The following is a 26719-nucleotide window of genomic DNA, read 5'->3' as shown; positions in this document are numbered from 1 at the left end:
CAAATTGGAAACTGCAATGAGCCGCTTTTGGAGTCCGCTTGTTCACTCCTTGACTCCCTACGTTGCGGGCGAGCAACCAACAATGAGCGGGTTGGTCAAACTGAACACCAACGAAAGTCCTTACGGCACATCGCCACGTGCCCTCACGGCGATCTCGGAAGCGACAGACGATAGGCTTCGGCTTTACCCGGACCCGACAGCCCGACGGCTGCGCGAGGTGATTGCTGTGCGCCATGATCTCGATCCGGATCAAGTGTTCGCTGGAAATGGCTCGGACGAGGTTCTGGCACATATTTTCCATGCCCTCCTCAATCATGAAGAGCCACTGCTTTTCCCCGACATAACCTACAGCTTCTATTCAACCTACTGCCGCTTATACGGAATAAACTTCCGTCGAATTCCCCTCGATGAAAACATGCAGGTGCGGATCGAGGATTACCTGCAACCTTGCGGGGCGATCATCCTGCCCAATCCCAATGCACCAACAGGCATTGCGCGACCGCTTTCCGACATAGAAACCTTGATCCGGCAACATCCCGATCAGGTCGTCGCTATTGACGAGGCATATGTGGATTTCGGCGCTGAAAGCGCGATCCCGCTCGTAAAAGAAACATCCTAACCTTCTCGTTATTCAGACTTTCTCAAAATCGCGGGGCCTCGCCGGGCTACGTGTTGGCTTTGCCGTTGGACAACGGCCGCTGATCGAAGCATTGGAAAGGGTCAAGGATAGTTTCAACTCCTATCCGCTGGACAGGCTCGCCTTGGCTGGAGCAGTTGCGTCCTGGGAAGATGAAGATTGGTTTCAGCAACACCGCGATTTGATCGTGGCGAGCCGGGAGAGGCTGACCATTGCTCTGCGAACGCTTGGTTTTGACGTTCTCCAATCGTCCGCCAATTTTTTGTTTGCACGGCATTCCTCAAGATCGGGTGCGGACTTGGCTGCGGAGCTGCGGGACAAAGCGATCTTGGTCAGACATTTTCCGGCAGAACGCATAGAAGACTATCTTCGCATAAGCATCGGAACGGATGTTGAATGCGATAAACTCTTGGCAGCATTCAAACAGATACTGACCTGAATTTTGCCCGTTCCAACGCAAAATCCGTTTCAGCGTTATCTAGCGAAAACGACACATATCGGCAGCACTGGAAGTATCATATTGGCGCATGCGCAGCCGCCATTTTCTTTTTTATGCAACCGCCGCGGGCATGCGTTACCGGACTGACGCACTTAACCATACCGGCTAACCACTCCGTTAGCATCCTATTGAAAATGCGGCAGATTGTGGCACCTTGCTGCTATGTCGAACATCAATTCTCCGAAATACAGCGCCGAAGATATGGGACGCTCGCGGGAATGCGAAGCCGTCTGCAAGGCGGTAATTACCGATGTTGTCCGTCGCGCGGTCGCGGCGGGATGGCGGGAAGAGGAAATCGCTCTTCATCTCGCAGACGCTGCAGAAAACTATGTAATGTATCTGGCCACAAGGGCGAAACGCAAATTGATGGCTGCCAACACCAACTGAGTGGGCCCAGTCGCTCGGACCACCATCTCCACCGGCTTTGGTTTCGAATTTCACCGCTTTATCTGACGCCCTCGCGTCAAGCGTGTCACCAGCAAACGCGTGCTTTGCGGAACAAGGACCGCTCAGTTCTTCGGCTAAGTTTGATTTTGCGGCCGGTTCCTGAAGGCCTCTGCTTCCGCATAGAATTTCTTTTCCCAGGCTTTGTGGTTATCCAGCCCTTCACGAATGAACGGGGTAAACACGGCGAGGTTCATCAGCGCCCAATTGACGAATCGAGCCGGGAACTTCAATGGCTTCACGAAGTCGACAAAAAGCACCACCCGTGTCTTGTCTGTGTGGTTCCAGGCTTCGTGCTCGTAAGCGTCGTCGAAAATGAGAACTTTTCCTTCCTGCCAGTGGCAGATTTGATCCTTGACCCTAATAGCCAGCTTGTCGGCGGGGTCCGGCACGATCAAGCCAAGGTGCAGACGAAGGACACCGTTGTAAGGTCCACGATGAGCCGGCAGATGCTTGCCCGGTTCGAAGATCGAGAACATCGCAGTTTTCAGTCCGGGGATCTTTTGCACCGCCTCCCAGGTTTGCGGGCAAGCCTTGATGTTCTGTTCTGACTTCAATCCGAAGCCCGCGAGAAAGAAGGTCTTCCAGCCAGCATCGGTCGAAATCGTCTTAACGTCGGTAGAAATGTCCTGGAATGTCGGTAACTCACTCTGCCGCAGAAGCACACGTTCCAGTTCGGCGCGGATCTGCGGCCAGGCCCTCTCAACCTCGGCAGCCCATGGGAAGGTCGCGGTGTCATAGACGGGCGGATTGCCTAGTTTGGCGTATCTGAAGTTCAGCTCTTCCGCCCAGGCGACGATGCCCATGAAGAAGCGCGTGATTGCACTCGCACGGTCCATGGGCGCGATGCCGGCGGTGTTAAAGGATTGCCGCCCGGTTGCGGATGGATCTTCAGAAAGGCTCGCGTCAGCGGTACCGTCGGTCATGATTTGTCCAATGCAGAAAAATAAGCCGTCAAAAGTTAAAAAAGATATGGATATGGCGCCATTTTTTCACAAGGCCGCCTGGCGACAGTCAAAATGTCGCTACGACATCTTCTTGCGGGATCGCATCGGGTCAACGTTGGCTAGAAGGCAAGCCCCGTTGCGGGCGAAATCAATGGGAGATGGACTTTGAGAAAACATTGACCACCAGCACACCAGCGATGATCAGAGCCAGCCCGACGATCGCCGGTGCATCGAGGCGCTGCTTAAAATAGATGAGGCCGACTGCGGATATCAGGACAATGCCGAGCGCACTCCAGATCGCGTAGGCGATACCGACGGGAATGATCTTCAGTGTCACGGACAGGCAGTAGAATGCAGCAGCGTAGCAGACGACCAGAACAATTGTGGGGCCGACGCGCGTGAACTGCTGCGACAGCTGTAATGCCGTCGTGCCGATCACCTCGAGCGCGATCGCAGCAAAGAGCAGTGCATAGACGGTGGCTGGAGCCATGGCGGAAGTCCTGCTTTACTTGTTGGTGAGTTCGACGAGGCGGGCAATCAGCGCAGGTCGATCGCTGCCGTCGTCATGGCTACCGAGCATGTCGGCAAGCCAGAGGCCATCGGCCGCGAACCGCACGATCTGCGCCTCGACGGACGAATCCGTACCAACATATTCCTCTGTTCGCTCCTGGACCCACGCGCGCCAGCGCTGCCGAAGTCGGGGCTCGGCAAGGAGTGCCACCGTAATCTGCGCCCAATGAGCGGATTCGTCGGGGTTCTCCTTGAGATTGGCCACAGCATGCAGATAGGCCCGACTGAATCGGCCATGTGGCAGGGCGTCCTCACGCATACGCTCATTGATATCGGCGTCAAAGCGATCGAGAAGGCTCTCGAACAAAGCATCAAGCAGTGCATTCTTCGTCGGGAAGTGGTGCAAGAGTCCGCCCTTGCTGACCCCCGATGCGCCGGAGATGGCGTCCAATGTGACAGCCGACATTCCTTGCTCCATCGTCAGCCGCGCGGCCACATCCAGCAACTGCTGGCGCACGACGAGAGGCTGTTTGCGGCGATGGTGAGCCAGTGACATTGAGAGAAAAGATACCGTCTGGACGGTTTTGTCAAGAGGATTTACGACGCTGTGGTGCGGACGAATTGCCGCGGACAGATTCGAGGCGGTTGCAGTCCCCTTCCTCGCGGTGCATTAACAGTTCGATTTCGAGGAATGGGACCGTGACGGAAAAAGTCATTACGCTTTACGAGGCAATTGGCGGCGACGCGGCCGTGCAAGCGCTAACGCACCGCTTCTATGAATTGATGGATACGCTGCCGGAAGCGCGTCAGGTTCGCGCCGTACATCCGCCATCGCTGGAAGGTAGCGAAGAGAAATTCTACGAATACCTGACCGGGTATCTCGGCGGCCCGCCGCTCTATACCGACAAGCGCGGCCATCCGCGCCTCAGAAGCCGGCATTTCGTTGCCGAGATCGGCCCGGCGGAGCGCGACGAGTGGCTGCTCTGCTTCCGTCGCGCGCTTGAAGAAACCGTTGCCAATCCAAAGCTGCGCGAGGTCATTCTTCCGCCCATCGAACGGCTCGCATTTCACATGCAGAACAAGGAATAGGGACGACCATGATGCTGAACGCGCGCATTGCGCCGTTATTCTATCTGTTCGCCGGTCTGTTCGGCTTTGCCGGCGTGGGGTTGGCCGCTGCCGCGGCGCATGGCGGCGGCGACGCGCATCTGGTCGCTTCGGCTTCGGCGATGTGCCTGGCGCATGCCCCTGCCCTGCTCGCTCTTGCCATCGGCGCTGAGAAGCTCAGGACTGCATGGCTCGCCGGCATCCTCATTGTCGTGGGAACGTTGCTCTTCGCCGGTGATCTCGTCGCCCTGCGTTATCTGGGCTCGGGGTTGTTCCCGTTGGCTGCACCCACGGGCGGGTTTGCCATGATGTTCGGCTGGCTGGCGATTGCAGTGGGCGCTTTTACCCGCCGAGACTGATCGATCAGCTGACGGGCATGTGCCCAAACCGCAAAGATCAGATGGTCGGTGACCGATCGATGATCCGATCAAGCCTAGCGCGTCGTCATCGAGCGCCGACGTTTGGTTGAGATCAAGCAATGACGGAACGGGAAGAACTTCCACCGACCCGATCTTTATTGATCGACCGTTCAGATGCCGGGTACCACGTAAAATCCCTCGAAGACTGGCGGCCCCTTGTACATGCCTTTGCGCTCGCCGGCATTGCGATGCGCGGTGCGGAAGTTTTCAGACTTCGTCCAATTCACGAAGTCTTCCTCACTCCGCCAAAGCGTATGCGAGGAAAACAGCGTGTAGTCCTCCTCCGCATTCGTCGCGCCGCGCAGCAGGCGGAACTCGACGAAGCCCGGAACCTGCGAGAGGCTGGAATCGCGCTTGCGCCAGACCTCCTCGAAATGCGTCTCGGATCCGATCGCAACCTTGAAACGGTTCATCGCAATATACATGAAACGTCCCTACCCTTTGCATTTTGCACCCGCCCGCACCGATGCGAGCGCCACCACATTATTGCCGTTTGCACGCTCCAGACCAAGCGGCTTTTCAGGAGGCTCTCCGGGCATCCTTGCCTCCCAGAGCGGAAACTCGGATACGTTGGGATGGTCTCGGCGCCGCTCGGCATTGCGCAGCAGCAGATGATAGAGCTCCGGCACAAGGCCGTCCCCTCGCTGAGCGGCAAGCTTGTGCAGGCCGATAATCATGACCCCGTCAACGCGTTCTTCATTCATCGGGAATTGTCTCTTTCGTTCATTGTCTGCAGCGCACGTTCCAGACTGGACTTGCTGCCGTTCCGAAGCGGGATGAAAGCCTTGCCGAATTTCTTGCAGCCGGTCTTCACGCGCAGGCACGCATCGTGGCTGATACAGTCGATCGGGCAAAAGACGCAGTCGACAGAGGGAAGCACGGTATCAATGCGGGAGACTGCCTCGCGCAAACCGCCGTCGTGATGGATCAGTTCTGCTCCGAAATTGCTGGCAATCTGGCGAAGATGCGCCACCTGGCAGTCCCGACCGCCGACATACAGGAAACTGCGTCCATCAAGTTTGGACTGCCCGGATGCTTCCCGAACCGACCCGATAGTGGGGTTAACGCGGATCTCGCGGTTGGAACTCTTCTTCGTCTTTCGAGCCATTGGCCACCCGTTTGCTCGTTAATCGTCACACGATTCCTGCGTGTGCTAGCGGACCTTATTAAACTTGATATTTACAGTAAAGTATTAAGTTGAGTATTGGACTCATATTTTCAGCGCGATCCAACCTGAAATGGGAGAGTAAATGACCAGACCCGTTTCCCTTCGGGCAGCGGTTGAAACGGTGCGGCGCGTTGGACGGCATCGACAGTCACTTGATCCAACTGCAAATTTCCTGAGCTTCGCGCGACCCTGACGCTGCTCAAGGCACCTGAGGAAACAATTGTCAGGCTAAGCGAGACACTCGCGGGCTCGCGCTTTAGTGCGGAGGGAACCCTAAGTGCACGGAGAATGCGGGATCGTACCTTGCCCGGATAGTTGGCGACGGCTGCACTGCCTGCTCCGCCGCTGTTGCCGGCGCCGCTCGAATTCTCACTCGCCGTTGCCGTCTCGGTTCCCTCCACCAGTCCCTTCCTGGAATCTTGCTTGTTTTCGCCGCCCGATCCGGCTGCTTGCTTGGCCTTCTTTGGTGGTTCCCTCTTCTCTATCGGCTTCTTAACGCGCGCTTCCGACCTTGGCTCAGGCTTGGACATTGGCTTGTCGGGCCCTGAAGCCAGGACCGCGGTCTCAATGGGTTGGACAGGCATCACCCCTTCAGGTGTTGCCTGGGCAGCCGGCCCAGTGTTCGACAGCAGCTCTGTCGTCATCGGCTGCACTACGGATGTTTCGGCCGGTGAGAGTGAGGTCAGGATTTCCGGCTCGGCAGCGACCAAGCTCTCCGAGGAAACGCGCGTTACCTCCTGCGCCGGGACGACCGGCTCCGGCGGCTCTACCTCAGTCGGTGTCCCCGCGGTCGGCTGCACTGTCTGCGCCTGTATGGTCTCGGCGGCGATCTGTTCGGGCTGCGGCTCGTCGACATTCTTGCCGGCAGCAGCATGGTCGATGTTCGAATCGCCAAGGATCACAACGCTCACTGCATCGCCAGCTTCTTCGATAGGCTCCTGAGGAGACTGAGCCAAGCAGAGTCCGAGTGCAACGACAAGGATGACATGCAAGCCGAAGGAACTCAGACAGGCGATCACCACATTGCGTTGGCACAGCTTTGCGCACTCGTCCCTTTTTACACTCGCATCCATCTCTGGAGCAGCCACGACCGTACTGCTCGCACTCCTAGGATCTTGCGGAAAGGCTTCAATCAACACCAGCCGGGCGTAGTGGATGACAGCCTCTGCAGCCGGCTGTCGTGGCACATCGCGAAGATCCGACAACTCGTGACCGGGATGCATGTCGGGGGTGTTGTCGATCATCCTGTTGTTGGCGACCGGCTCCTCAACGAGAATGATTCTCGACTTGGATTTCGCTGAAACTGCCATTTGTGCCTGCCTCGGCCAGTTGAACCAGAACGCCGCCGGCTCACGCCGCGAACACTCAACCCTCGAATGGAACAGAAACCTTAGAACGGGTAACGAGACCCTTCATGCACTCCCCAGCAGCCGGCCCGTCGCAAACCGGGGCATCGTTGGTTAGCACGCGCGTGACGTTCTCGCAGTTCATGTTCGGCATATCGAACTGACGCACGCGCTTCTTACCCGGCGGCAGATCGCGAAAATCCAACACGGTGACCCGGTCGACTGCGTTCTTGTCGTTGAAAAAAGCAAGCTCGAAGGAGATCTTGTTGATCGGCGCAGCGAGATTGTTGAGCGCAACGAATGTCATTACGCACCCCTTTTTTGAAGGCGAAATTCCATTCAGCTCAACCTCGAGGCCTTTGGTAGACGACGCTGCGGCAGCATTCTGAGCAAAAACCTGCGATGCGCTCGCAACCACGATCAGACCGTTCGTCAAAAGCGCCGCAACCTTGCTCACTGCAATTCCTTCCATGAATAAATGCTAAAACTTGAGTCTTTAACTCCGCTATTGCGTCCTTAGAAAATGATGACTATGAGAGTCAAGATAATTATGGATTTTCCGGGCGTTTGGACGCCGCGGATGAGCGGAAAAAAATCAATCGAACATGATGGTTGAGAAGCCGGATAGCTTTAGTCACGTGTCGCGGCAGCGCGAACCAGCGGCAGAAATGCGCGTTCTGGAAAGTGCAGACATTTTTCGCGGAGCGACCGAGATCATGATCCGTCACGACGGCGTGGTCTACCGCATGAAAATCACCCGTCAGGGTAAACTCATTCTCAATAAGTAAGGCTAGAACATGACTGATACAACGACACCGGCTCCCGCCGACATACGCGCATTTCGTACAGAGAATCCGACGATGCGCGAGCGCGATATCGCCGCTCGGCTTCATATTTCGGAAGCAGCCCTTGTTGCAGCCGGGGTTGGCATTGGCGCAACCCGCATCGACGGCAGCGCCTTGAAGCTTCTGGAGCGGGTCGTTGAACTCGGCGAAGTCATGGCTCTTTCCCGCAACGAAAGCGCTGTTCACGAAAAGATCGGCGTTTACGAAAACATCACCGTCGGTCCGCACGCCTCGGTCGTGCTTGGGGAAAACATCGACTTGCGCATTTTCCCAAATCGCTGGGCACATGCTTTTGCCGTCTCCAAGAAGGACGGCGACCAGGAGCGTCTTAGCCTCCAATATTTCGACAAGGCCGGAAACGCCGTTCACAAAATCCATCTTCGCCCGAACTCGAATGTCGAGGCCTACCATGCGATCGTCCGCGATCTGAAGCACGAGGACCAATCGCAGGAATTCGCCGCCGACCTGACGCAATCCTCAACGGATGAAAGCGGCGAGGTCACGCGCGACGCATTGCGCGAGCACTGGAGCAAACTTACCGACACGCATGAATTCTTCGGGATGCTGCGCAAGTTGAAGATCGGACGCCGTGCCGCCTTGCGCACAGTGGGCGACGACTATGCCTGGCAGCTCGACAACACGGCAACAGCACAGATGATGCACGCCTCGGTGAAGGCAGGCCTGCCGATCATGTGCTTTGTCGCCAACGACGGCATCGTGCAGATCCATTCCGGTCCGATCTTCAGCGTGCAACTCATGGGTCCGTGGATCAACGTCCTCGATCCGACCTTCCATCTGCACCTTCGGCGAGATCACATCGCCGAGACATGGGCCGTGCGCAAGCCGACGAAGGACGGCCATGTGACGTCGCTCGAGGCCTTCAATGCCGACGGTGAAATGATCATCCAGTTCTTTGGCAAGCGCAAGGAAGGCAACGATGAGCGCGACGACTGGCGCTTGATCATGGAAAACCTGCCGCGCGCAGGAACCAGCGTCGCGGCTTGAACAAGGGGATGACGATGCGTAAGCAACCGCAGAGCAAGCGGCATCGGGCGATAGCGTTTTCGGCGTTGGCAATTGCGCTGTCGCTGGTCCCCCTATCGAGTGGTGTCGCTGCAGACAGGCTGGATACGAGCCGCCTCGTATCAGTTGGCGGCGACGTCACCGAGATCATCTATGCGTTGGGTGAGCAGGATCGTCTGATCGCGCGTGACACGACGAGCGTGTATCCCGAAGCGGCCATGAAGCTGCCCGATGTCGGCTACATGCGCGCTCTGTCGCCGGAGGGAATTCTCGCGATGAATCCGACAGCAATCATCGCGATCGAGGGATCCGGACCGCCAGAGGCGCTGAACGTGCTGAAGAATGCGAGCGTCCCATTCGAGACGGTACCGAACGCCTACACCCGCCAAGGGATACTTGCGAAGATCGATCGGGTCGGCAAGCTGCTTGGCCACCCTGAAAAGGCAAAGGCATTGGAAGAAAAGGTCGGCGCGGACCTGGACACGGCAATCACCGACGCCGCCAAACGTTCCGCAGGCGAGCGCAAGCGCGTTCTGTTCATCCTTAACATGCAGGGCGGCAAGATCCTCGCGTCTGGAACAGGCACTGCGGCCGACGGCATCATCACGCTGTCGGGCTGCGTCAACGCGGTCGGCGATTTCGCCGGCTACAAGCCGCTGAGCGACGAATCGATCATCGATGCCAAGCCTGACGTCATTTTGATGATGAACCGTGGCGACGGGTCGGCCACGAAGAATGAAGATCTTCTCAAGCAGCCGGCGTTGGCCTTGACGCCGGCTGCGCAGAACAAGGCAATCATCCGCATGGACGGCCTGTACCTGCTCGGTTTCGGCCCCCGCACCGCGAGCGCCGTCCGTGAATTGAACGCGGCGATCTACGGTGGCTAATGATGGCTCTCCAGGACGCCATGCGACGGAAGCGCGCCAACTTTTCGCTGACGGGTCGCCGGCAGTTTCGAACGGCTGGCGATCGCAGCCGCCTCGCCCTTTTGGCAATCCTTCTGCTTGCGGTCGGCTCCGTCCTTTCCTTGCTGTTTTCGGTGACAACGGGCGCTTCCAACGCCTCGTTCCTCGAGGTCACTGCAAACATGGCCGGCTCGGGTGACGTGTTGAACGCGCGTGATCGGATCATCATCTTTTATATTCGCATGCCTCGAGCGATCCTGGGTTTCCTGGTCGGCGGCTCACTCGCCGTCTCGGGTGCGATCATGCAGGGTCTTTTTCGAAATCCGCTTGCCGATCCCGGCCTTGTCGGCGTTTCCTCAGGGGCGAGCCTGGGCGCGGTCGGGATCATCGTGCTCGCCAGCACCTTTGCCGCGCCACTTTACACGCTGCTGGGCATCTATGCGCTTCCGACCTCAGCTTTCGGCGGCGGCCTAGCCAGCACGTGGCTGCTCTACAGGATTGCAACGGGGAACGGCCAGACCTCGGTCGCCACGATGCTGCTTGCCGGCATCGCTCTAGGCTCACTTGCCGGCGCGCTCACGGGACTGCTGATCTACATGGCCAACGATCAGCAATTGCGAGATCTCACCTTCTGGGGCATGGGATCACTTGCCGGAGCAACATGGGCAAAGATCGCGGGCGCTGGCCCGATCATTCTTCTCTCCTTTGCCGCGATACCGTTCATTGCGCGCGGTCTGAATGCTATCACGCTTGGCGAAGCCGCGGCCTTTCACATGGGTGTCCCGGTTCAGCGGCTGAAGAATATCGCCATCGTCAGCGTCGCCGCTGCGACGGGTGCTTCCGTCGCCGTCAGCGGCGGCATCGGCTTCGTCGGCATCGTGGTTCCGCATGTACTGCGTATGTCGATTGGCCCCGATCACCGTTTCCTGCTGCCTGCCTCGGCACTTCTCGGGGGCTCGCTGCTAATTTTCGCGGATGTGCTTGCCAGGACCATTGTCGCTCCCGCCGAGCTGCCAATCGGCATCGTTACCGCGGCTGCCGGTGGGCCATTCTTCCTGTGGATTCTGTTGCGACATCGCGCGCGCCTTGCACTTTGAGTATGAACAATGATTGAAGTATGCGGCGTCTCGGTGCGCCTTTCCGGCAAGACCATTGTCAGTGAGGCCGATTTTTCCACACCGGCTGGCCAACTGACGGCGATTGCAGGCCCGAACGGCTCGGGCAAGACGACGACAATGAAGGCGGTCTCCGGTGAACTCCCCTACTCTGGCTCCATTCGCTTAAACGGCCAAGAAGTGACCAAACTAAAGCCATGGCAGTTAGCGACGATGCGCGGCGTACTGCCGCAGGCAAGCTCGATCTCTTTCCCATTCACCGTACGCGAGGTGGTGCAGATGGGCCTGACCACCGGTTTCAATCGCAATCCCGAGAAGGCCGCGCAGACTGCTGCAAATGCGCTGGCGTCCGTCGATCTCGCGGGTTTCGAAGGCCGCTTCTATCAGGCGCTTTCGGGCGGCGAGCAGCAGCGCGTACAGCTCGCCCGCGTTCTCTGCCAGATCGCCGAACCGGTCGCAGACGGCGTGCCCTGCTGGCTTCTGCTTGACGAGCCGGTATCAAGTCTCGACATCAGCCACCAGCTGACCATCATGACGCTGGCACGTAAATTCTGTGAGGCCGGCGGCGGCGTCGTCGCGGTCATGCACGACCTCAACCTGACCGCGCTTTTTGCCGACCGGCTCATTCTGATGAAATCCGGCCGGGTGGCTGCCGCCGGAAGCGTCCGCGACGTGCTGACGGATGAAACCATGGAGTCCGTATTTGGCTGCGCCCTTCGGATCAACCAGGTTCCCGCAGACGGCACGCCTTTCGTGCTTGCGCACAGTGCGATACGAACTGCATACAATCCAGCGTAGCGGAACTTTTGCAGGGTGACTGCGTTAAGCTCGATGATCTGGGTCATTGCCGGGCGACAATCTTCATGCAAACTTCGGCAGCGGCCCTTTGTTGAATCAGGCGGCGTGAGCGCGCCTTACCGATGGAGAAAATCGTGGCCTCTTCGCTCCTTCACCCGATCCGCAGCCGGCGTAACGGCGGCACGCTTCACCGTATCGAATCAAGCATCGAAGAGCAGATAGAGGCTCTTCGCGATGAGATCGCGGCCCTGACGAAGATTGCAGCAAAGCGAAAGCCGGGAGAGCGCATCCGCTATCAGGCGGCAGCGAGCTACGACGACCTGCTCTCCCGCAGCGAGGACCTGATCCACGACTTACAGGAGGGTTACCTTCGCGGCGCAAATGAAGTGCGCAACACCGTCCGCAGGCACCCTGTCGCAACCATCGGAGCGGCGGCAGCCTTCGGGCTCGTCCTTGCCCTTCTTGCCCGCCGTTAAGGAGGCTAGATGCTCTTCCCGCTTCTAAGCCTGCTGGCAGGCACGACTGTTCACCGCACCGTTGCGCGGACCAAGCGCAACGGTATTTTCATTGCGATTGCCGTGATACTCCTGTTGACCGCCTATGCGCTCTCTGTTGGCGCTGGTGCGATATGGCTCTCCGGCATTTATGGTCCAATCGGTGCGGCACTGTTTTTGGCTGCCGCAGCATTGCTGATCGCCATCATCGTCCTCATCATCATGATGGTGATCAATGCGCAGGAAGCCCGTCGCGCCAAGGAACGCAGGCAGGCGCTGGAATCGCTTGCTGCCGTGGGCATAGGCTTTATCCGCGCGCAGCCGCTTTTAACGGCCGGAGTTCTTGCCGCAATCGTCGCTGCCAATCTCATGGGCTCCAAACGCGATGACTGACGCTTCAAGCCGGCGCCTCGCCGCAGCCGACCCATCAAGTCAAAAGGCAAAGGCTTTGGAAGTGAGCGGCGACGATGTCGCGTCGGGTCCGAAGTCCGCCTCGCCCGAAATCTGCAGCAGTTCCTGCAGACGTTGGCGAGCGCGGTTTACGCGGCTCTTGATCGTGCCAACGGCGCATCCGCAGATCTCGGCGGCTTCCTCATAGGAGAACCCCGAGGCACCGACTAGAATGATTGCTTCGCGCTGGTCCGGCGGCAACTGATCGAGTGCCTTCTTGAAATCCTGAAGATCGAGCGCCCCATACTGGGCCGGGTGCATTGCCATGGACTCGGTGAACAGGCCATCGCTGTCCTGAATCTCGCGCCCACTCTTGCGCATCTGGCTGTAGAGTTCGTTGCGCAGAATCGTGAAGAGCCAGGCTTTCATGTTGGTGCCCATCTCGAAATGATCCTGCTTTGCCCAGGCTTTCATGATCGTATCTTGAACAAGATCGTCCGCCCGGTCATGCCGGCCAATCAGCGAAATCGCAAAGGCTCGAAGACTCGGAAGCGACGCGAGGAGCTCGCGCTTGAAGCTTGGTTGCTGCTTTTCCATGGAGCCACCTTACTTCACGACCTTAGCCGAGGCGACGAGCTCGGCTTGGTCAAGCTTCTCGAGCAAATCAAGAAAGCGCTCTGGAATAGCCTCGTCCTGCACAGCGGCATAAAGCGATCGCAACTTCACGCCGATCTGGCTGTTCGGGTCAAGAATATCGCTTGCGCGCATTTCAAGACGCTGCCGATCCCTTTCATTTTTTCGTGTCGTCATCAATCGTCACTTTACTTTGTTTTCCGCTCGCTCTGCCACGTCGCCTTAGGTTTGTTTTAACCAACTCGGCCACTTAGACCAACCGATTAGCGAACATCTGATCGCGTGACATGTAACAAATGCGGTGAGCCCTTGTTTGTAGGCACCATAATGCTGCTGAGAAAAAAAAGTTCCTAAATGCCAGGAACATTTTTACAGTCCGTCGCGTTTTAACCGCCATTGAGGCCGGTCACCGGCCACGAGTGGGAGCTTTCAATGACACTTTCAACTCGAATTGCGCCGCACCTTCCCTACTTGCGTCGTTATTCCCGCGCGCTTACCGGAACGCAGACATCAGGCGACGCCTACGTCGCCGCTGTACTCGAGGCGATCATTGCCGACATATCCATTTTCCCGGATACCGCAGATGACCGCGTTGCATTGTACAAACTTTTCACGACGCTGTTTGGTTCCGTCACGGTCCAGATTCCGGAGCCCGCCTCGCCCTACGCGTGGGAGCAGCGCGCAACGCTGAACCTCGCCAAGGTTCCCCCCCGTGCCCGTCAGGCTTTTCTCCTCGCCTCCGTCGAGAACTTTCGGGTTGCGGAGATTGCCGAGATCCTGGGCGAAGAAGAGGACGAAGTCGTCAGCTTGCTCGACAACGCATCGCGCGAGATCTCTCGTCAGGTTGCCACAGACATCATGATCATCGAGGACGAGCCGCTCATCGCGATGGATATCGAGCAGATGGTGGAAAGCCTGGGGCACCGTGTCACCGGCATTGCACGTACGCACGCCGAAGCGGTTGCTCTCTACAACAAGACCCGCCCGGGCATGGTTTTGGCAGATATTCAGCTTGCCGACGGCAGCTCCGGTATCGATGCGGTCAACGACATCCTCAAGACGGCGAGTGTGCCGGTGATCTTTATCACCGCGTTCCCGGAACGACTGCTGACCGGCGAACGCCCCGAGCCGACGTTCCTGGTCACGAAGCCGTTCAATCCCGATATGGTTAAGGCGTTGATCAGCCAAGCGCTTTTCTTCAATGAAGCCACCAAGGCGGCCGCCTGAAGGAGTTCGCGTCCTGAGGAACAATAGGAATGGAAGGACGTTTCAATGAAACCGGGAACACTCTTCGGCCTTAGGCTTTTTTTCAGCGCCTTTCTCTAGGATGAGCTTCCCGATCAATGGGCATCTCTTTCAGCAGCACTGAGAGAGGATCAATATGGGAAAGGCGACTAGGTGAATAGGAATGAACCAGTGCCCGGCATGCCCCTCGCGCTGGAGAGTAGAGCGGCGTTGCTGCAGCGAGCGCTTGGAAGTGCCGGAATATCACTGATCTACCAGGATCCCCGCCTGTCGGTCGTCTACGCCGACAACCTTCCTGCGCATTTTCAGTCGGCTCCAATACCAGGCGGAACTGACGTCGATCTCTTCGGTGACACGCATGGGCGCATTCTGGAGAAGATGAAACAGCAGGTATTCGAAAGCGGCAAACCCGCTACAACCGAAGTCGAGATTTCGGTCGACGGGGAAATGCGGACCTACGAGCTGAAGATAGAGCGCATTGGCAACGACCAAGCCGCAGGAATTCTGTCCGTCATCTCCGAGGTGACGGAGGCGCGGCATCGCGAAAAAGTCCTGAAATCCCTCCTTCGCGAACTGTCGCACCGTTCGAAGAATCTTCTGGCCATAATACAGGGCATCGCCACCCAAACCGCCCGCAACACGATATCGCTGGATAGTTTCCTGGTGAAATTCCGCGGCCGATTGCAATCGCTGTCGAATTCGCAGGACTTGATTACCGACTCCAGTTGGCGTGGCGCCTTCCTGTTTGAACTCGTTGAAAAGCAGTTCGCGCCCTACTGGCCAGAAACCGCAGGACCGCTGCCGATCTCGGGGATAAACGTCCACCTGACACCCAACGCGGCAGTGCACGTGGGCTTGGCCTTGCACGAACTGATCGTTAACTCGGCTTCCTATGGAGCGATTGCCGGCAACAGACCTGCGGTCAGTGTAAGCTGCCATGAAGTAGCATCCCCCGGGCGAAAGGCAATCGAGATCTCATGGGCGGAGACGCTTTGCGATCCTGCAGAGGTGCATGAATTCAGCGAAAACAGCTTCGGAAAGACGGTCCTCGAGCGGGTCGTCCCCTCCTCGGTAAACGGTAAAGCCGAACTCACGCTCGTACCAGGTCAGATCGAGTATCACCTCATCATCCCCGACGCCGAGTTCGAGATCCTGCGGCGTCCTCCTCGACAGGCAGCGATGCGCTAAACGAAGAACAGCCAGTGCGAGGGCGGCGCACCGGCTGTTCTTTCACTCACCGGGAGGGGACCGTGAGTACGTCCGAGCGATGGGTTGGGGGCGCGCATGTTGGGTCGATGCGGTCATCGCTCGGATATGCCACTAACGAGCAAGTATCCAAATGGTTCCCGTCCCCGCGAGAAAAAGATCGATTTTTCATTATCGGCCGCGATGATGGAGGCAAGGTATTCCGAAGCGGAAAAAATAGCCAAATAGAAACAGCGCAATAGCCACAATTCCCAGACAAAATTTTACCGTTTGATAAATTTTTGAAGCTGAGTTACGCTTTCCCTCACTGGCCGTTTACCAATAATGAGGGAACTTCAATGGAACGACTGGGAACTGGGATTCGTGCCGGCCGGCTTTTGCCCGCTGAGTACGAGTCGAATTTCTCCGATCTTCATCCGCGCCTCGACAAGCACGAGGCGCTGGTCGCAGCCGACCGCTGTTATTTCTGCTACGACGCGCCGTGCATGGCGGCCTGTCCCACCTCTATCGACATCCCGCTCTTCATCCGTCAAATAGCCACCGGAAATCCGATGGGTTCGGCAAAGACGATCTTCGACCAGAACATTCTGGGCGGCATGTGCGCCCGCGTCTGTCCCACTGAAGATCTGTGCGAGCAGGCCTGCGTGCGCAACACGGCGGAGGAACGCCCCGTTGAGATCGGCCGCTTGCAGCGCTACGCCACCGACACCGCCATGCAGGCGGACAAGCAGTTCTACAGCCGCGCCGCCTCAAGCGGAAAGAAGATCGCCGTGGTCGGCGCTGGCCCTGCCGGCCTTGCTGCCGCCCATCGCCTCGCCGTGAAGGGCCATGACGTCGTCATCTATGATGGAAAGGCAAAGTCCGGCGGCCTCAACGAATACGGCATCGCTACCTATAAGGCGGTGGACGACTTCGCCCAGAAAGAGGTCGACTACGTCCTCGCGATCGGCGGCATCGAAGTCCGTCACGATCAGCAACTGGGGCGTGACTTCTCGCTCGCCGATCTCCAGTCGCAATATGACGCCGTCTTCATTGGCATTGGCCTTGCCGGCGTCAATGCGCTACGCGTTGAAGGCGAAAGCCTGCCGGGCGTCGACGACGCCGTCGATTTCATCGCCGGCCTGCGTCAGGCCACGGACAAGGGCGAGGTTGCGATCGGTCGCCGCGTTGTCGTTCTCGGCGGCGGCATGACAGCCATCGATGCCGCCGTGCAGGCCAAGCTACTCGGCGCCGAGGAAGTTACGATCTGCTATCGTCGCGGCAAGGAGCATATGAACGCCTCTGAATTCGAGCAGGATCTCGCCACCTCGAAGGGCGTCATCATTCGCCATTGGCTGGCGCCGAAGTCCATACTGGCGCAGGACGGCAAGGTCGCCGCGATCGAGGTTGAATACACCAAACTGGTCGATGGCCGCCTGTCGACAACGGGCGAGACCGGTGTCATCGCCGCCGACCAGATTTTCAAGGCGATCGGCCAAACCTTCGCTGCGTCAGGCCTCGGCGCGCTACGCATGGAGTCCGGCCGCATCGCCATCGATGCGGAAGGCAAGACCTCGCTCGACGGCGTCTGGGCCGGCGGTGACTGTGTCTTCGGGGGAGACGACCTGACCGTCTCGGCGGTCGCGCAAGGCCGCGATGCTGCTGAATCCATCAACCGCATGCTTGCTGCCGGCTCGCAGCCGACCGTTGCCGTCGCGTGAAGGGGAGAATGAACAATGGCTGACCTCCGCAATAATTTCGTCGGCATCAAGTCACCGAATCCGTTCTGGCTCGCCTCCGCGCCGCCGACCGACAAGGCCTACAATGTCGAACGCGCCTTCAAGGCGGGATGGGGCGGCGTCGTCTGGAAGACGCTCGGCGAAGAAGGGCCGCCGGTTGTCAACGTCAACGGCCCGCGCTACGGCGCGATCTTTGGCGCCGACCGCCGCCTGCTCGGCCTGAACAACATCGAGCTCATTACCGATCGCGACCTTTACACCAACCTGCGCGAAATGAAGCAGGTGAAGATGAACTGGCCGGATCGAGCTCTGATCGCCTCGATTATGGTCCCCTGTGAAGAGAACGCCTGGAAGGCGATCCTGCCGTTGGTCGAGGAGACCGGCGCCGACGGCATCGAGCTCAACTTCGGCTGTCCGCACGGCATGTCGGAACGCGGCATGGGCTCTGCGGTCGGACAAGTGCCGGAATACATCGAAATGGTCGTTCGCTGGTGCAAGCAGTACACGCGCATGCCCGTTATCACCAAGCTGACGCCGAACATCACCGATATCAGAAAGCCTGCGCGTGCTGCCAAGGCCGGTGGTACCGACGCCGTGTCGCTGATCAACACGATCAATTCGATCACCTCGGTCAATCTTGATACCTTCTCGCCGGAACCGTCGATCGACGGGCGCGGGAGCCACGGCGGCTATTGCGGCCCGGCGGTGAAGCCGATCGCCCTCAACATGGTCGCCGAGATCGCCCGCGATCCGGAGACCTATGGCCTGCCGATATCGGGCATCGGTGGCGTCACGACCTGGCGCGATGCGGCAGAGTTCCTGGCGCTTGGCGCTGGCAACGTGCAGGTCTGCACAGCGGCGATGACTTACGGCTTCAAGATCGTCCAGGAGATGATCACGGGTCTCTCCGACTGGATGGACGCCAAGGGCCACCGCAGCCTTGACGATATCACCGGCCGAGCCGTGCCGAATGTTTCCGACTGGCAGTATCTCAACCTCAACTACATCGCCAAGGCGAAGATCGACCAGGATGCCTGCATCAAGTGCGGCCGCTGTCACATCGCCTGCGAGGATACCTCGCACCAGGCAATCACCCAGTTCGTCAATGGCGTAAGACACTTCGAGGTGATGGAAGAGGAATGCGTCGGTTGTAATCTCTGCGTCAACGTCTGCCCGGTCGAGGGCTGCATCACCCTGGAGCAGCTCCCCGCCGGCGACCTCGACAAGCGCACTGGCAAGATCGTTGATCCGAACTATGCAAACTGGACAACGCATCCGAACAACCCGATGGCTCGCCAGGCGGCGGAGTAAGATCGAGGGTGCCGCGAACGCTCCGCGGCACCCTTTCCCTCATTCCTGTGCCGGTCACCGGACTCAGCCACGGCGCGTCGGCGCCATCAATGACACTTGTCTTTCGAGACGCCCTTCGACCATGAAGGGCTCGTCTACTCTCGCATCCCGGCGAAACGGCACGCGCTCTACCGGCGTAACCTGCGATCTGGCAACTCGCTTCGAGCACCAGCACGACTTGATGCCGAGTTTCACATCTCGATCCTGCATGAAGATATGGTGTGGTTTGAGGAGCATGATCTGCTGACACTGCACTCACACCCCAAAAACCATGACGAAATGACCACGCCAGTGGAAACTCAGAGTGATCGAAGTGGCAACCCCTGATTGGGGACGACATTTCGCCTAACTGCCGCCGAGGGCGCATAGCGGCTGGCCCTTTGATAAGCAAGGAGGATGGCGCATGAGAGACGTACCTACTCACCAGCAAACGTCTTCCGATATGCTCCGGGGCTCGTTCCCAGCCGTTTGCGAAAATGGTGCCGCATCGTCGCCAGCGTTCCGAAGCCGCTGGCTTCTGCAACATCGTCAAGGGAGGCGCTGCTTGCTCTTTCCAGAAGTTCACGCGCATGGCGAAGCCGTTGTTGGAGCAGCCATTCACCCACAGTTTGCCCCGTGGTGCTTTCGAACCGGCGTTGAAAGGTCCGCTCGCTCATTCCGGCCTTCGCGGCGAGCATACTGATCGGCTGCTCCTCGTCTAACTGCTGTCGCATCCAGTCGATCAGCGGACCAAGCCGGATGCCTTCGCGCTCCTGCGGCACGGGCGCCTGGATGAACTGAGCCTGTCCGCCTTCGCGGTGCGGCGGCAGAACCAGACGCCGCGCAACACTGTTTGCAGCCTCGGCGCCGAAGTCGCGACGGACCACATGCAGGCAGAGATCGATGCCTGCAGCGCTGCCGGCGGCCGTCAGAAGACTACCTTCGTCCATGTAAAGAACATCGGCATCGAAGGTGATGTCGGGATAGCGCTTCGAGATCGAGGCGACATATCGCCAATGCGTCGTGGCACGGCGATGGCGAAGAAGCCCGGTAGCCGCAAGCACTGCAACGCCGGAGCATAGCGACATGATCCGGGCGCCGCGCTGATGGGCTGCGCACAAGGCATCAATCAGGGCAGGCGGAACCTCGGCATCTATGGAGCGCCAACCCGGCACCACGATCAGATCCGCCTCAGCAAGCGCTTCCATCCCATGGTCGACGGAAATCGCCAGGCCGCCGCCCGCTTTCAGAGGTCCTGGTTCGACCCCGCATATTGAGTAGCGATACCACCCTTCCCCCATTTCCGGCCGATGTAGGCCGAAGACTTCGTAGGCGATGCCGAATTCGAAGGTGCAAAGCCCGTCATAGGCGAGCACAACGACATGCGGGCCCTTCAATGCGTTTGGCATGATCTTTACGCTAACCGTCATTATGGCCAATTTCGCAAATCCATAGCATCAGCGATCGTCGGCGGCAACTCGAACCGAAAGGAAACGCCATGCCGAGCTTCGTCGCTGAAATCGCCGCTGCTTCTCCCGAAGTCACCGCCTCCTACTATGCCCGCAAGCTCGCCTTCGAGACCGACTGCTGGGATGTTCACGCATCGCTCGCCGCAGGCCACCGCGACTTCGTCTTGCTCGATGTTCGCTCCCCGGCGCATTACTCCACCTCGCACGTTCCGGGCGCGATCAACCTGCCGCATGGCAAGATAACGACCCACCGCATGTCCGAATGGCCCGCAGACACCCTTTTCGTCGTCTACTGCGCCGGGCCCCATTGCAACGGTACTGACAAGGCAGCCCTGCGCCTTGCACGGCTCGGGCTTCAGGTAAAGGTGATGATCGGCGGAATGACCGGGTGGGCCGACGAAGGCTTTGCGTTTGAAGGCAGCCCGGCGTCGGCGGATGCCTGACGCTAAGGTGCGTACATGGACAAGACACGGGGAGCCGCCGCTAGAAAGATTGTTTTTTCTTGCGCCGGTGCGATAGTCGGGAGGCTCAAAGAGGTAGCCTCCCGTATGACATGTCATATCGTTGCGATCGGTCCGTTCCCTCCGCCGCAAAACGGCCCCTCGAGCGCGACCAAGGGCATGATCGTATGTCTTTCGGAAGCAAACAGTATCGCTGTTTGCAACATCGGCCCGCCTTCCGGCAAGCTGTCGCTTTTGAAACAGCCAATCAGGTTCAGCCGTGCCCTCAGCGCCTGTCTTCAGCTGTTTGTCGATCGCACGCATGGCGACAGGATCTGCTATCTCGCCTGCGACGGCGGCTCTGGTCTGATCTATACGTCGCTTGTCGTGCTGTTCGCGAGGCTCCTCGCCTATCCGGTCTACCTGCACCATCACAGTTTCAATTACATCGACAGGCCGAAGCTGCTGATGCGATCCATCCTGACGCTCGGCGGCCGCCAGCTGCGACATATCTTTCCATGCGATATCATGCGAGACAACTTCGCCGATACTTACGGCCGCCGCATCCGAAGCAGCCTGATCTCCAATGCAGCCCTCGTTGCACCGCAGGAAGAACGGGACGAGCCGAAAGAGCGCACACATCTCGTGATGGGCATGCTCGGCAATCTCAGCCGCGAGAAAGGCCTGGACACCTTTCTTGATCTCGCACGGCAAGCGCGCAACGAGAGCTTACCGATCAAGGCGATCCTCGCTGGTCCGGCGGGCGCCAGCGAACGCGCGACCATCGACGGGGCCGTAGCGGAACTTGGCGATATGCTGGAGTATCGCAGCCCACTCTATGACAATGCAAAAGCAGCCTTCTATCGTGAGCTAGACGTATTCGTCTTCCCCACGACCGATTCCAACGATGCTCAGCCGCTGGTGATCTTCGAGGCAAAGGCGGCCGGAAACGCGGTCATCTCCTGCGACCGCGGGTGTATCAGGAAACAGCTCGACGAAAGCGACCTTCTGATCCCCTCAGGAGGCGACTTTATCCCGACCGCATTGGCGTGGTTATCGGGCATGTCACCCGGGCCCGCCCTCGAAAGAAGGCGCAAGGCAATCCAGCAGGCCTATAAAACCCGCCACGCTAAAGCGCGCGCAGCCGTCAAGGCGCTCCTAGATTTCGACGAGGCGTGAAACGCCGCCGGCAATCATGAAGCATTCGGCACGCACTTGACCTTCAGCCCATCGATGAACAGCTGCTCGAGGAAGCGCGCCGCATCCTCGAAGCGACCGGCGCCTGCATGCTCCTGCCCAAGCACCGCCCTCACCTGAACATCGAAGTCGGCATAATGCTGTGTTGTTGACCAGATCGAAAAGATCAGGTGATAGGGGTCACACTTTGCAATCTTCCCGGCCTTCGCCCAACTGCGGATGACCTCCGCCTTTTCGTCCACGAGTTCCTTTAGCGGCCCCTTCAGCTCATCCTCGACGTGCGGGGCCCCTTGTAGCATCTCGTTGGCAAAGAGCCGGCTCTCGCGCGGGAAATCTCGGGCCATTTCAAGCTTGCGCCGGATATAGCTGCGGATCTCGCTTTCGGGATTGCCGTCGGCATCGAAGGCTCTCAGCGGCTCGAGCCAGGTATCGAGCACCCGGTCGATCAACGCCCGATGCATCGCTTCCTTGGTGCGGAAATAATACAGCAAATTGGGCTTCGACATGCCGGCAACTTCAGCGATCTGGTCGATCGTGGAACCACGAAAACCGCTGACCGAGAACACATCGAGTGCGGCTTCAAGAATCTGCTCTTCCTTCTCTTCCTGAATACGCGTGCGCCGCTGCGTCTTGGCTGCTCTCGGGATTGCCATATCGATCTTGTTTTCCCTTCAAATTCAACCGTTTCACTCAAGATTGGGCGGGCGCGGCACCTTGCCGCGAAAATAAGCAGATGGCGGTAATTTTGTCTGTATTTTTCCTGATTTTCGTCTTGAGCCCAGCGCCGGAAGTTGTAATGTTTACCAATCGGTCAAATTATCGATCAGATGCTAAACAAAGGCAACTGGCGATTTTCCGGCGCTAACAAAACAAACAAGAGCGCCGGAGACTGACCACGGGAACAGGCGGACATGTGAATTGCATGGCCGCAGAAAACAGGTGAGGACTTTAGACATGGTGGCAGCACCAGGCGAGAACATGCGCGTCAACGGGGACCGTCTTTGGGACAGCCTCATGGACATGGCAAAGATCGGCCCGGGCATTGCTGGCGGCAACAATCGCCAGACGTTGACGGATTCCGATGCTGAAGGGCGCAACCTCTTCAGGACATGGTGCGAGGGCGCTGGGCTGACCCTCGGGGTCGACAAGATGGGCACGATGTTCGCGACCCGTCCCGGCACCGATCCGGACGCTCTACCTGTTTATGTCGGCTCGCATCTCGACACCCAGCCGACCGGCGGCAAATACGACGGCGTGCTCGGTGTCCTCAGCGCACTGGAAGTCGTCCGCAGCATGAACGACCTTGGCGTCAAGACCAAGCACCCGATCGTCGTTACCAACTGGACCAACGAGGAAGGTGCGCGCTTTGCGCCGGCCATGCTCGCCTCCGGTGTTTTCGCCGGCGTCCATACACTGGAATATGCCTACGATCGTAAGGATCCCGACGGCAAGACCTTTGGCGACGAGCTGAAGCGCATCGGCTGGGTTGGCGATGAAGAGGTGGGCGCGCGCAAGATGCACGCCTATTTCGAGTATCATATCGAGCAAGGTCCGATCCTCGAGGTCGAGAACAAGCAGATCGGCGTGGTCACGCACTGTCAGGGCCTGTGGTGGCTCGAATTCACCTTGACCGGCAGGGAGGCTCACACCGGCTCGACGCCGATGAACATGCGCGTCAACGCCGGGCTTGCCATGTCCCGTATCATGGAAATGGTGCAGACTGTGGCGATGGAGAACCAGCCGGGTGCAGTTGGCGGCGTCGGTCAGGTGTTCTTCACTCCGAACTCCCGCAACGTCCTGCCGGGCAAGGTCGTCTTCACTGTCGATATCCGCTCGCCGGATCAGGCCAAGCTCGACGGCATGCGCGCCAGGATCGAAGCGGAAGCGCCAAAAATTTGCGAAGCACTCGGCGTCGGCTGCACGATCGAAGCGATCGGTCACTTTGCGCCCGTGACTTTCGACCCGACGCTTGTTTCCCGCGTGCGCGGCGCTGCCGAACGGCTCGGCTACAGCCACATGGACCTGATCTCGGGTGCCGGCCACGATGCCTGCTGGGCAGCAAAGGTCGCTCCGACCACGATGGTCATGTGCCCCTGCGTTGGAGGTCTCTCGCACAATGAGGCGGAGGACATCTCCAAGGAATGGGCAACAGCCGGCGCGGATGTTCTGTTCCATGCCGTGGTCGAAACGGCGGAGATCGTGGCGTGACCGGCGGTCGGAAACGGACGACATTCGTAAGACAGACCTGCGGCTGAAATAGGAAAAAGCACCCATGGATCTGACAACTATCCTTGCCTTCGTCGCAGTGACGACCTTGCTGGTTATCTCGCCCGGCCCAAATGGTATCCTGATCGCCAAGACCGTTCCCGCCTCGGGCAGGTTGGCCGGCTTTGCCAATGTCGCCGGCTTCGTCTCTGCCTTTTACCTGCATGGGGCGTTTGTCGTCTTTGGCGTCTCGGTCATTCTCGCGCGCTCGGCGGAGCTGTTCTTCGCGGTCAAGATGCTTGGTGCCGCCTATCTATGCTGGGTTGGCGTCAAGGCGCTGATGCAGGCCCGGCGAAATCCGCTTTCATCGCAGCCGATCGCTGCCCCTTCAAGACGCAGACGGACCCTGTTGGCTGCCTATTTCGAAGGCTTTCTGACCAATGCACTCAATCCCAAGGTTGCGATGTTTTATCTTGCGGCCTTCCCCCAGTTCGTGCCGATGGAACAAGCGACCGCAGCCAATATCTTCCTTCTGGTTTTCATTCATTCCATGATCAACCTGATCTGGTTTAGCGCCATCGTCGTCGTGTTTTCCCGCCTCGCCACATTGACCCGTGGAGGCAGAGTACAACGCTGGATCAAGGCGGCAACAGGCGTCGTCTTCGTCGGCTTCGGTCTAAAACTCGCAACCATGCGCGCCTGAAAGCGGAGGTTCATCATGGCATCAAAGATCATTAAGAACGGTACCATCGTCACTGCGGACCTGACCTACAAGGCGGACGTGAAGATTGAAGGCGGCAAGATCGTCGAGATCGGTCCGAACCTGTCCGGCACCGAAACGCTCGATGCTACGGGCTGTTACGTCATGCCGGGCGGTATCGACCCGCACGTCCACCTCGAAATGCCGTTCATGGGCACCTATTCCACCGACGACTTCGAAAGCGGCACGCGCGCCGGCCTCGCCGGCGGCACGACCATGGTCGTCGATTTCTGTTTGCCGGGACCGGAACAGTCGCTCCTCGAGGCGCTGCAGATGTGGGACAACAAAACAAGCCGCGCCAACGCCGACTACTCGTTCCACATGGCGATCACCGGCTGGAACGAGCGGGTCTTCAACGAGATGGAGACGGTGGTCAAGGACAAGGGCATCAACACCTTCAAGCATTTCATGGCCTACAAGGGCGCGCTGATGGTGAACGATGACGAGATGTTCGCCTCCTTCCAGCGCTGCGCCGAGCTCGGCGCGCTGCCGCTGGTCCATGCGGAGAATGGCGACGTCGTTGCCTCCATGACCGCAAAGCTTCTCGCCGAAGGCAACAACGGCCCTGAGGCCCACGCCTACTCCCGCCCGCCCGAGGTCGAAGGCGAAGCAACCAATCGCGCCATTATGCTCGCCGACATGGCCGGCGTGCCGCTCTACGTCGTGCACACCTCCTGCGAGCAGGCGCATGAAGCGATCCGCCGCGCCCGTCAGAAGGGCATGCGCGTCTATGGCGAACCGCTGATCCAGCACCTGACGCTCGATGAAAGCGAGTATTTCGACAAGGACTGGGATCATGCTGCCCGCCGAGTCATGTCTCCGCCCTTCCGCAGCAAGCAGCATCAGGACAGCCTATGGGCCGGCCTGCAATCCGGCTCGCTGTCGGTGGTGGCTACCGACCATTGCGCCTTTACTACCGAGCAGAAGCGCTTCGGCGTCGGGAATTTCGCCAAGATCCCCAACGGCACAGGCGGCCTGGAGGACAGGTTGCCGATGTTATGGACCCATGGCGTCAACACGGGCCGCCTGACGATGAACGAGTTCGTTGCCGTCACCTCAACCAACATCGCCAAGATCCTCAACGTCTATCCGAAGAAGGGCGCCATCCTCGTCGGCGCCGATGCCGATATCGTCGTCTGGGATCCTAAGCGCTCCAAGACGATCTCGGCCAAGACCCAGCAGTCGTCGATCGACTACAACGTCTTCGAGGGCAAGCAGGTCACCGGCCTGCCGCGTTACACGCTGACGCGCGGCGAAGTCGCGATCGAGGAAAGCACCGTCAAGACGAAGGAAGGGCACGGCCAGTTCGTCAAGCGCGAGCCGTTCCAGGCGGTCAGCAAGGCACTATCGACATGGAAGGAGTTGGTGGCGCCGCGCAAGGTCGAACGGTCAGGCATTCCGGCGACGGGGGTCTGATCCTTGGCATCACTCCTGCACCAGCCGATCAAGCTCCGGAAGCAGAACAACGCTTTCCTGCTCGTTCGGGTCGGTGCGGGCAATGATCGCGGTGCAAGGGGTACTGCTGAGGTTGGCAGGCAGATGCGGCACACCGGCGGGGATGTAGAACAGCTCGCCGGCGTGCACGACCACATGATGCTCCAACTCGTCGCCATACCAAGTGTGGGCCTCGCCGGAGAGCATGTAGATCGCCGTTTCATGCGCTTCGTGCAGATGCGCCTTGGCGCGAACGCCGGGCGGAATCGTCAGCAAATGCATGCAGATGCCCTTCGCGCCGACCGTCTCGGCTGCGATGCCTTCGAAGTAACTGAGCCCCTGCTTGCCGTCATAGGCATGACTAGGGCGCACAATGTGACAGGTGGGCTTTGATGTCGCGTCCATCGTCATCCTCCATGGACCTTGCCGGAACAAT

At 58.8% G+C, this 26719-nt stretch carries 32 protein-coding genes and 2 pseudogenes; 21 read left to right on the top strand and 13 right to left on the bottom strand.

Annotated elements, in window-relative coordinates; all coding sequences use genetic code 11:
• Window positions 1-16: 16 nt before the first annotated feature.
• Together hisC and BN77_RS16070 are read left to right on the top strand one after the other, a co-directional pair.
• Window positions 17-1076: pseudogene (hisC, locus tag BN77_RS16075) on the top strand (histidinol-phosphate transaminase).
• Window positions 1077-1298: 222 nt separating this feature from the next.
• Entirely contained in the window at window positions 1299-1523 is a 225-nt protein-coding gene (locus tag BN77_RS16070) for a hypothetical protein (RefSeq protein ID WP_040677275.1), read from the top strand.
• Window positions 1524-1657: 134 nt separating this feature from the next.
• On the opposite strand, the gene olsC is transcribed toward BN77_RS16070, so the two are convergent.
• From olsC to BN77_RS16055, 3 genes are all read right to left on the bottom strand, one after another.
• Window positions 1658-2506, bottom strand: coding sequence for an ornithine lipid ester-linked acyl 2-hydroxylase OlsC (olsC, locus tag BN77_RS16065; protein ID WP_007533747.1), 849 nt, complete (start codon window positions 2504-2506; stop codon window positions 1658-1660).
• A gap of 169 nt (window positions 2507-2675) precedes the next feature.
• The gene (locus tag BN77_RS16060; protein ID WP_007533744.1) at window positions 2676-3017 is read right to left on the bottom strand and encodes an SMR family transporter; all 342 of its coding nucleotides are present in this window, start codon (window positions 3015-3017) and stop codon (window positions 2676-2678) included.
• 15 nt (window positions 3018-3032) lie between these two features.
• The gene (locus BN77_RS16055; RefSeq protein WP_007533743.1) at window positions 3033-3593 is read right to left on the bottom strand and encodes a TetR/AcrR family transcriptional regulator; all 561 of its coding nucleotides are present in this window, start codon (window positions 3591-3593) and stop codon (window positions 3033-3035) included.
• Window positions 3594-3736: 143 nt separating this feature from the next.
• On the opposite strand from BN77_RS16055, the gene BN77_RS16050 reads away from it, so the two are divergent.
• The gene (locus BN77_RS16050) at window positions 3737-4126 is read left to right on the top strand and encodes a group II truncated hemoglobin (protein ID WP_007533740.1); all 390 of its coding nucleotides are present in this window, start codon (window positions 3737-3739) and stop codon (window positions 4124-4126) included.
• An 8-nt stretch (window positions 4127-4134) separates the two neighbouring features.
• Window positions 4135-4503 carry a DUF423 domain-containing protein gene (locus tag BN77_RS16045; RefSeq protein WP_007533738.1) on the top strand — a complete coding sequence of 123 codons (369 nt, stop codon included), beginning with the start codon at window positions 4135-4137 and terminating at the stop codon, window positions 4501-4503.
• Window positions 4504-4673: 170 nt separating this feature from the next.
• Here BN77_RS16045 and hmuQ read toward each other — a convergent pair whose 3' ends face one another.
• From hmuQ to BN77_RS16020, 5 genes are all read right to left on the bottom strand, one after another.
• Entirely contained in the window at window positions 4674-4988 is a 315-nt protein-coding gene (gene hmuQ / locus BN77_RS16040) for a heme-degrading protein HmuQ (protein ID WP_007533736.1), read from the bottom strand.
• A 9-nt stretch (window positions 4989-4997) separates the two neighbouring features.
• Window positions 4998-5267, bottom strand: coding sequence for a hypothetical protein (locus BN77_RS16035; RefSeq protein WP_007533735.1), 270 nt, complete (start codon window positions 5265-5267; stop codon window positions 4998-5000).
• On the bottom strand, window positions 5264-5671 hold the full coding sequence (locus BN77_RS16030) for a DUF2325 domain-containing protein (RefSeq protein WP_007533733.1): 408 nt from the start codon (window positions 5669-5671) through the stop codon (window positions 5264-5266). Before BN77_RS16030 ends, BN77_RS16035 begins: the two co-directional genes overlap by 4 nt.
• A 110-nt stretch (window positions 5672-5781) precedes the next feature.
• Window positions 5782-7041 (bottom strand): TonB family protein, encoded by a 1260-nt coding sequence (locus BN77_RS16025; RefSeq protein WP_007533731.1) that lies wholly within the window; start codon window positions 7039-7041, stop codon window positions 5782-5784.
• A gap of 55 nt (window positions 7042-7096) precedes the next feature.
• Window positions 7097-7549 carry a hypothetical protein gene (locus tag BN77_RS16020; protein ID WP_040677274.1) on the bottom strand — a complete coding sequence of 151 codons (453 nt, stop codon included), beginning with the start codon at window positions 7547-7549 and terminating at the stop codon, window positions 7097-7099.
• A gap of 133 nt (window positions 7550-7682) precedes the next feature.
• On the opposite strand from BN77_RS16020, the gene hemP reads away from it, so the two are divergent.
• The 7 genes from hemP (at window position 7683) to BN77_RS15985 (ending at window position 12650) form a co-directional block, all read left to right on the top strand.
• Window positions 7683-7865, top strand: coding sequence for a hemin uptake protein HemP (gene hemP / locus BN77_RS16015; protein WP_007533726.1), 183 nt, complete (start codon window positions 7683-7685; stop codon window positions 7863-7865).
• A 9-nt stretch (window positions 7866-7874) separates the two neighbouring features.
• Window positions 7875-8927, top strand: a complete 1053-nt coding sequence (locus BN77_RS16010) for a hemin-degrading factor (protein WP_007533724.1) — start codon at window positions 7875-7877, stop codon at window positions 8925-8927.
• Between the two features lie 8 nt (window positions 8928-8935).
• Window positions 8936-9832, top strand: a complete 897-nt coding sequence (locus BN77_RS16005) for a heme/hemin ABC transporter substrate-binding protein (protein ID WP_007533722.1) — start codon at window positions 8936-8938, stop codon at window positions 9830-9832.
• 2 nt (window positions 9833-9834) lie between these two features.
• A complete protein-coding gene (locus BN77_RS16000; protein WP_007533720.1) occupies window positions 9835-10947 on the top strand; it encodes a FecCD family ABC transporter permease in 1113 nt (370 codons plus the stop codon).
• Between the two features lie 9 nt (window positions 10948-10956).
• On the top strand, window positions 10957-11763 hold the full coding sequence (locus BN77_RS15995) for a heme ABC transporter ATP-binding protein (protein ID WP_007533718.1): 807 nt from the start codon (window positions 10957-10959) through the stop codon (window positions 11761-11763).
• Between the two features lie 122 nt (window positions 11764-11885).
• Window positions 11886-12239, top strand: coding sequence for an ElaB/YgaM/YqjD family protein (locus BN77_RS15990; protein WP_208856440.1), 354 nt, complete (start codon window positions 11886-11888; stop codon window positions 12237-12239).
• A gap of 9 nt (window positions 12240-12248) precedes the next feature.
• Window positions 12249-12650 carry a hypothetical protein gene (locus tag BN77_RS15985; RefSeq protein WP_007533714.1) on the top strand — a complete coding sequence of 134 codons (402 nt, stop codon included), beginning with the start codon at window positions 12249-12251 and terminating at the stop codon, window positions 12648-12650.
• 39 nt (window positions 12651-12689) lie between these two features.
• Here BN77_RS15985 and BN77_RS15980 read toward each other — a convergent pair whose 3' ends face one another.
• The gene (locus tag BN77_RS15980; protein WP_007533712.1) at window positions 12690-13244 is read right to left on the bottom strand and encodes an RNA polymerase sigma factor; all 555 of its coding nucleotides are present in this window, start codon (window positions 13242-13244) and stop codon (window positions 12690-12692) included.
• A 9-nt stretch (window positions 13245-13253) separates the two neighbouring features.
• Window positions 13254-13415, bottom strand: coding sequence for a NepR family anti-sigma factor (locus BN77_RS15975; RefSeq protein ID WP_007533709.1), 162 nt, complete (start codon window positions 13413-13415; stop codon window positions 13254-13256).
• 297 nt (window positions 13416-13712) lie between these two features.
• On the opposite strand from BN77_RS15975, the gene BN77_RS15970 reads away from it, so the two are divergent.
• The 5 genes and pseudogenes from BN77_RS15970 to BN77_RS34835 form a co-directional block, all read left to right on the top strand.
• On the top strand, window positions 13713-14507 hold the full coding sequence (locus BN77_RS15970) for a response regulator (protein WP_007533707.1): 795 nt from the start codon (window positions 13713-13715) through the stop codon (window positions 14505-14507).
• A gap of 198 nt (window positions 14508-14705) precedes the next feature.
• Window positions 14706-15713, top strand: a complete 1008-nt coding sequence (locus BN77_RS15965; protein WP_208856464.1) for a sensor histidine kinase — start codon at window positions 14706-14708, stop codon at window positions 15711-15713.
• Between the two features lie 356 nt (window positions 15714-16069).
• The gene (locus BN77_RS15960) at window positions 16070-17431 is read left to right on the top strand and encodes an NAD(P)-dependent oxidoreductase (RefSeq protein ID WP_007533705.1); all 1362 of its coding nucleotides are present in this window, start codon (window positions 16070-16072) and stop codon (window positions 17429-17431) included.
• 15 nt (window positions 17432-17446) lie between these two features.
• Window positions 17447-18760, top strand: a complete 1314-nt coding sequence (preA, locus tag BN77_RS15955) for an NAD-dependent dihydropyrimidine dehydrogenase subunit PreA (RefSeq protein ID WP_007533704.1) — start codon at window positions 17447-17449, stop codon at window positions 18758-18760.
• A 121-nt stretch (window positions 18761-18881) separates the two neighbouring features.
• Window positions 18882-19079: pseudogene (locus BN77_RS34835) on the top strand (GIY-YIG nuclease family protein); the annotation flags it as partial.
• Window positions 19080-19215: 136 nt separating this feature from the next.
• Here BN77_RS34835 and ftrA read toward each other — a convergent pair.
• Window positions 19216-20208 carry a transcriptional regulator FtrA gene (ftrA, locus tag BN77_RS15950; RefSeq protein ID WP_007533702.1) on the bottom strand — a complete coding sequence of 331 codons (993 nt, stop codon included), beginning with the start codon at window positions 20206-20208 and terminating at the stop codon, window positions 19216-19218.
• Window positions 20209-20276: 68 nt separating this feature from the next.
• Here ftrA and BN77_RS15945 point away from each other — a divergent pair, with 68 nt between their 5' ends.
• Both BN77_RS15945 and BN77_RS15940 read left to right on the top strand, forming a co-directional pair.
• Entirely contained in the window at window positions 20277-20690 is a 414-nt protein-coding gene (locus BN77_RS15945; protein ID WP_007533701.1) for a rhodanese-like domain-containing protein, read from the top strand.
• A 105-nt stretch (window positions 20691-20795) separates the two neighbouring features.
• The gene (locus tag BN77_RS15940; protein ID WP_007533700.1) at window positions 20796-21866 is read left to right on the top strand and encodes a glycosyltransferase family 4 protein; all 1071 of its coding nucleotides are present in this window, start codon (window positions 20796-20798) and stop codon (window positions 21864-21866) included.
• A gap of 14 nt (window positions 21867-21880) precedes the next feature.
• Here the strand turns inward: BN77_RS15940 and BN77_RS15935 are convergent, their stop codons facing one another.
• On the bottom strand, window positions 21881-22537 hold the full coding sequence (locus tag BN77_RS15935) for a TetR family transcriptional regulator C-terminal domain-containing protein (RefSeq protein WP_007533698.1): 657 nt from the start codon (window positions 22535-22537) through the stop codon (window positions 21881-21883).
• A gap of 301 nt (window positions 22538-22838) precedes the next feature.
• On the opposite strand from BN77_RS15935, the gene BN77_RS15930 reads away from it, so the two are divergent.
• From BN77_RS15930 to hydA, 3 genes are all read left to right on the top strand, one after another.
• Entirely contained in the window at window positions 22839-24092 is a 1254-nt protein-coding gene (locus BN77_RS15930) for a Zn-dependent hydrolase (protein WP_007533696.1), read from the top strand.
• A 64-nt stretch (window positions 24093-24156) separates the two neighbouring features.
• On the top strand, window positions 24157-24792 hold the full coding sequence (locus tag BN77_RS15925; RefSeq protein ID WP_007533694.1) for a LysE family translocator: 636 nt from the start codon (window positions 24157-24159) through the stop codon (window positions 24790-24792).
• Between the two features lie 15 nt (window positions 24793-24807).
• Window positions 24808-26265 (top strand): dihydropyrimidinase, encoded by a 1458-nt coding sequence (hydA, locus tag BN77_RS15920; RefSeq protein ID WP_007533692.1) that lies wholly within the window; start codon window positions 24808-24810, stop codon window positions 26263-26265.
• Window positions 26266-26274: 9 nt separating this feature from the next.
• Here the strand turns inward: hydA and BN77_RS15915 are convergent, their stop codons facing one another.
• The gene (locus BN77_RS15915) at window positions 26275-26688 is read right to left on the bottom strand and encodes a cupin domain-containing protein (protein ID WP_007533690.1); all 414 of its coding nucleotides are present in this window, start codon (window positions 26686-26688) and stop codon (window positions 26275-26277) included.
• Between the last annotated feature and the right edge of the window lie 31 nt (window positions 26689-26719).

This window comes from Rhizobium mesoamericanum STM3625 (assembly GCF_000312665.1).
GTDB classification, from domain to species: domain Bacteria; phylum Pseudomonadota; class Alphaproteobacteria; order Rhizobiales; family Rhizobiaceae; genus Rhizobium; species Rhizobium mesoamericanum.
Note: the sequence above shows the minus strand (reverse complement) of the source record. Positions and strands in the feature narration are given on the sequence as shown.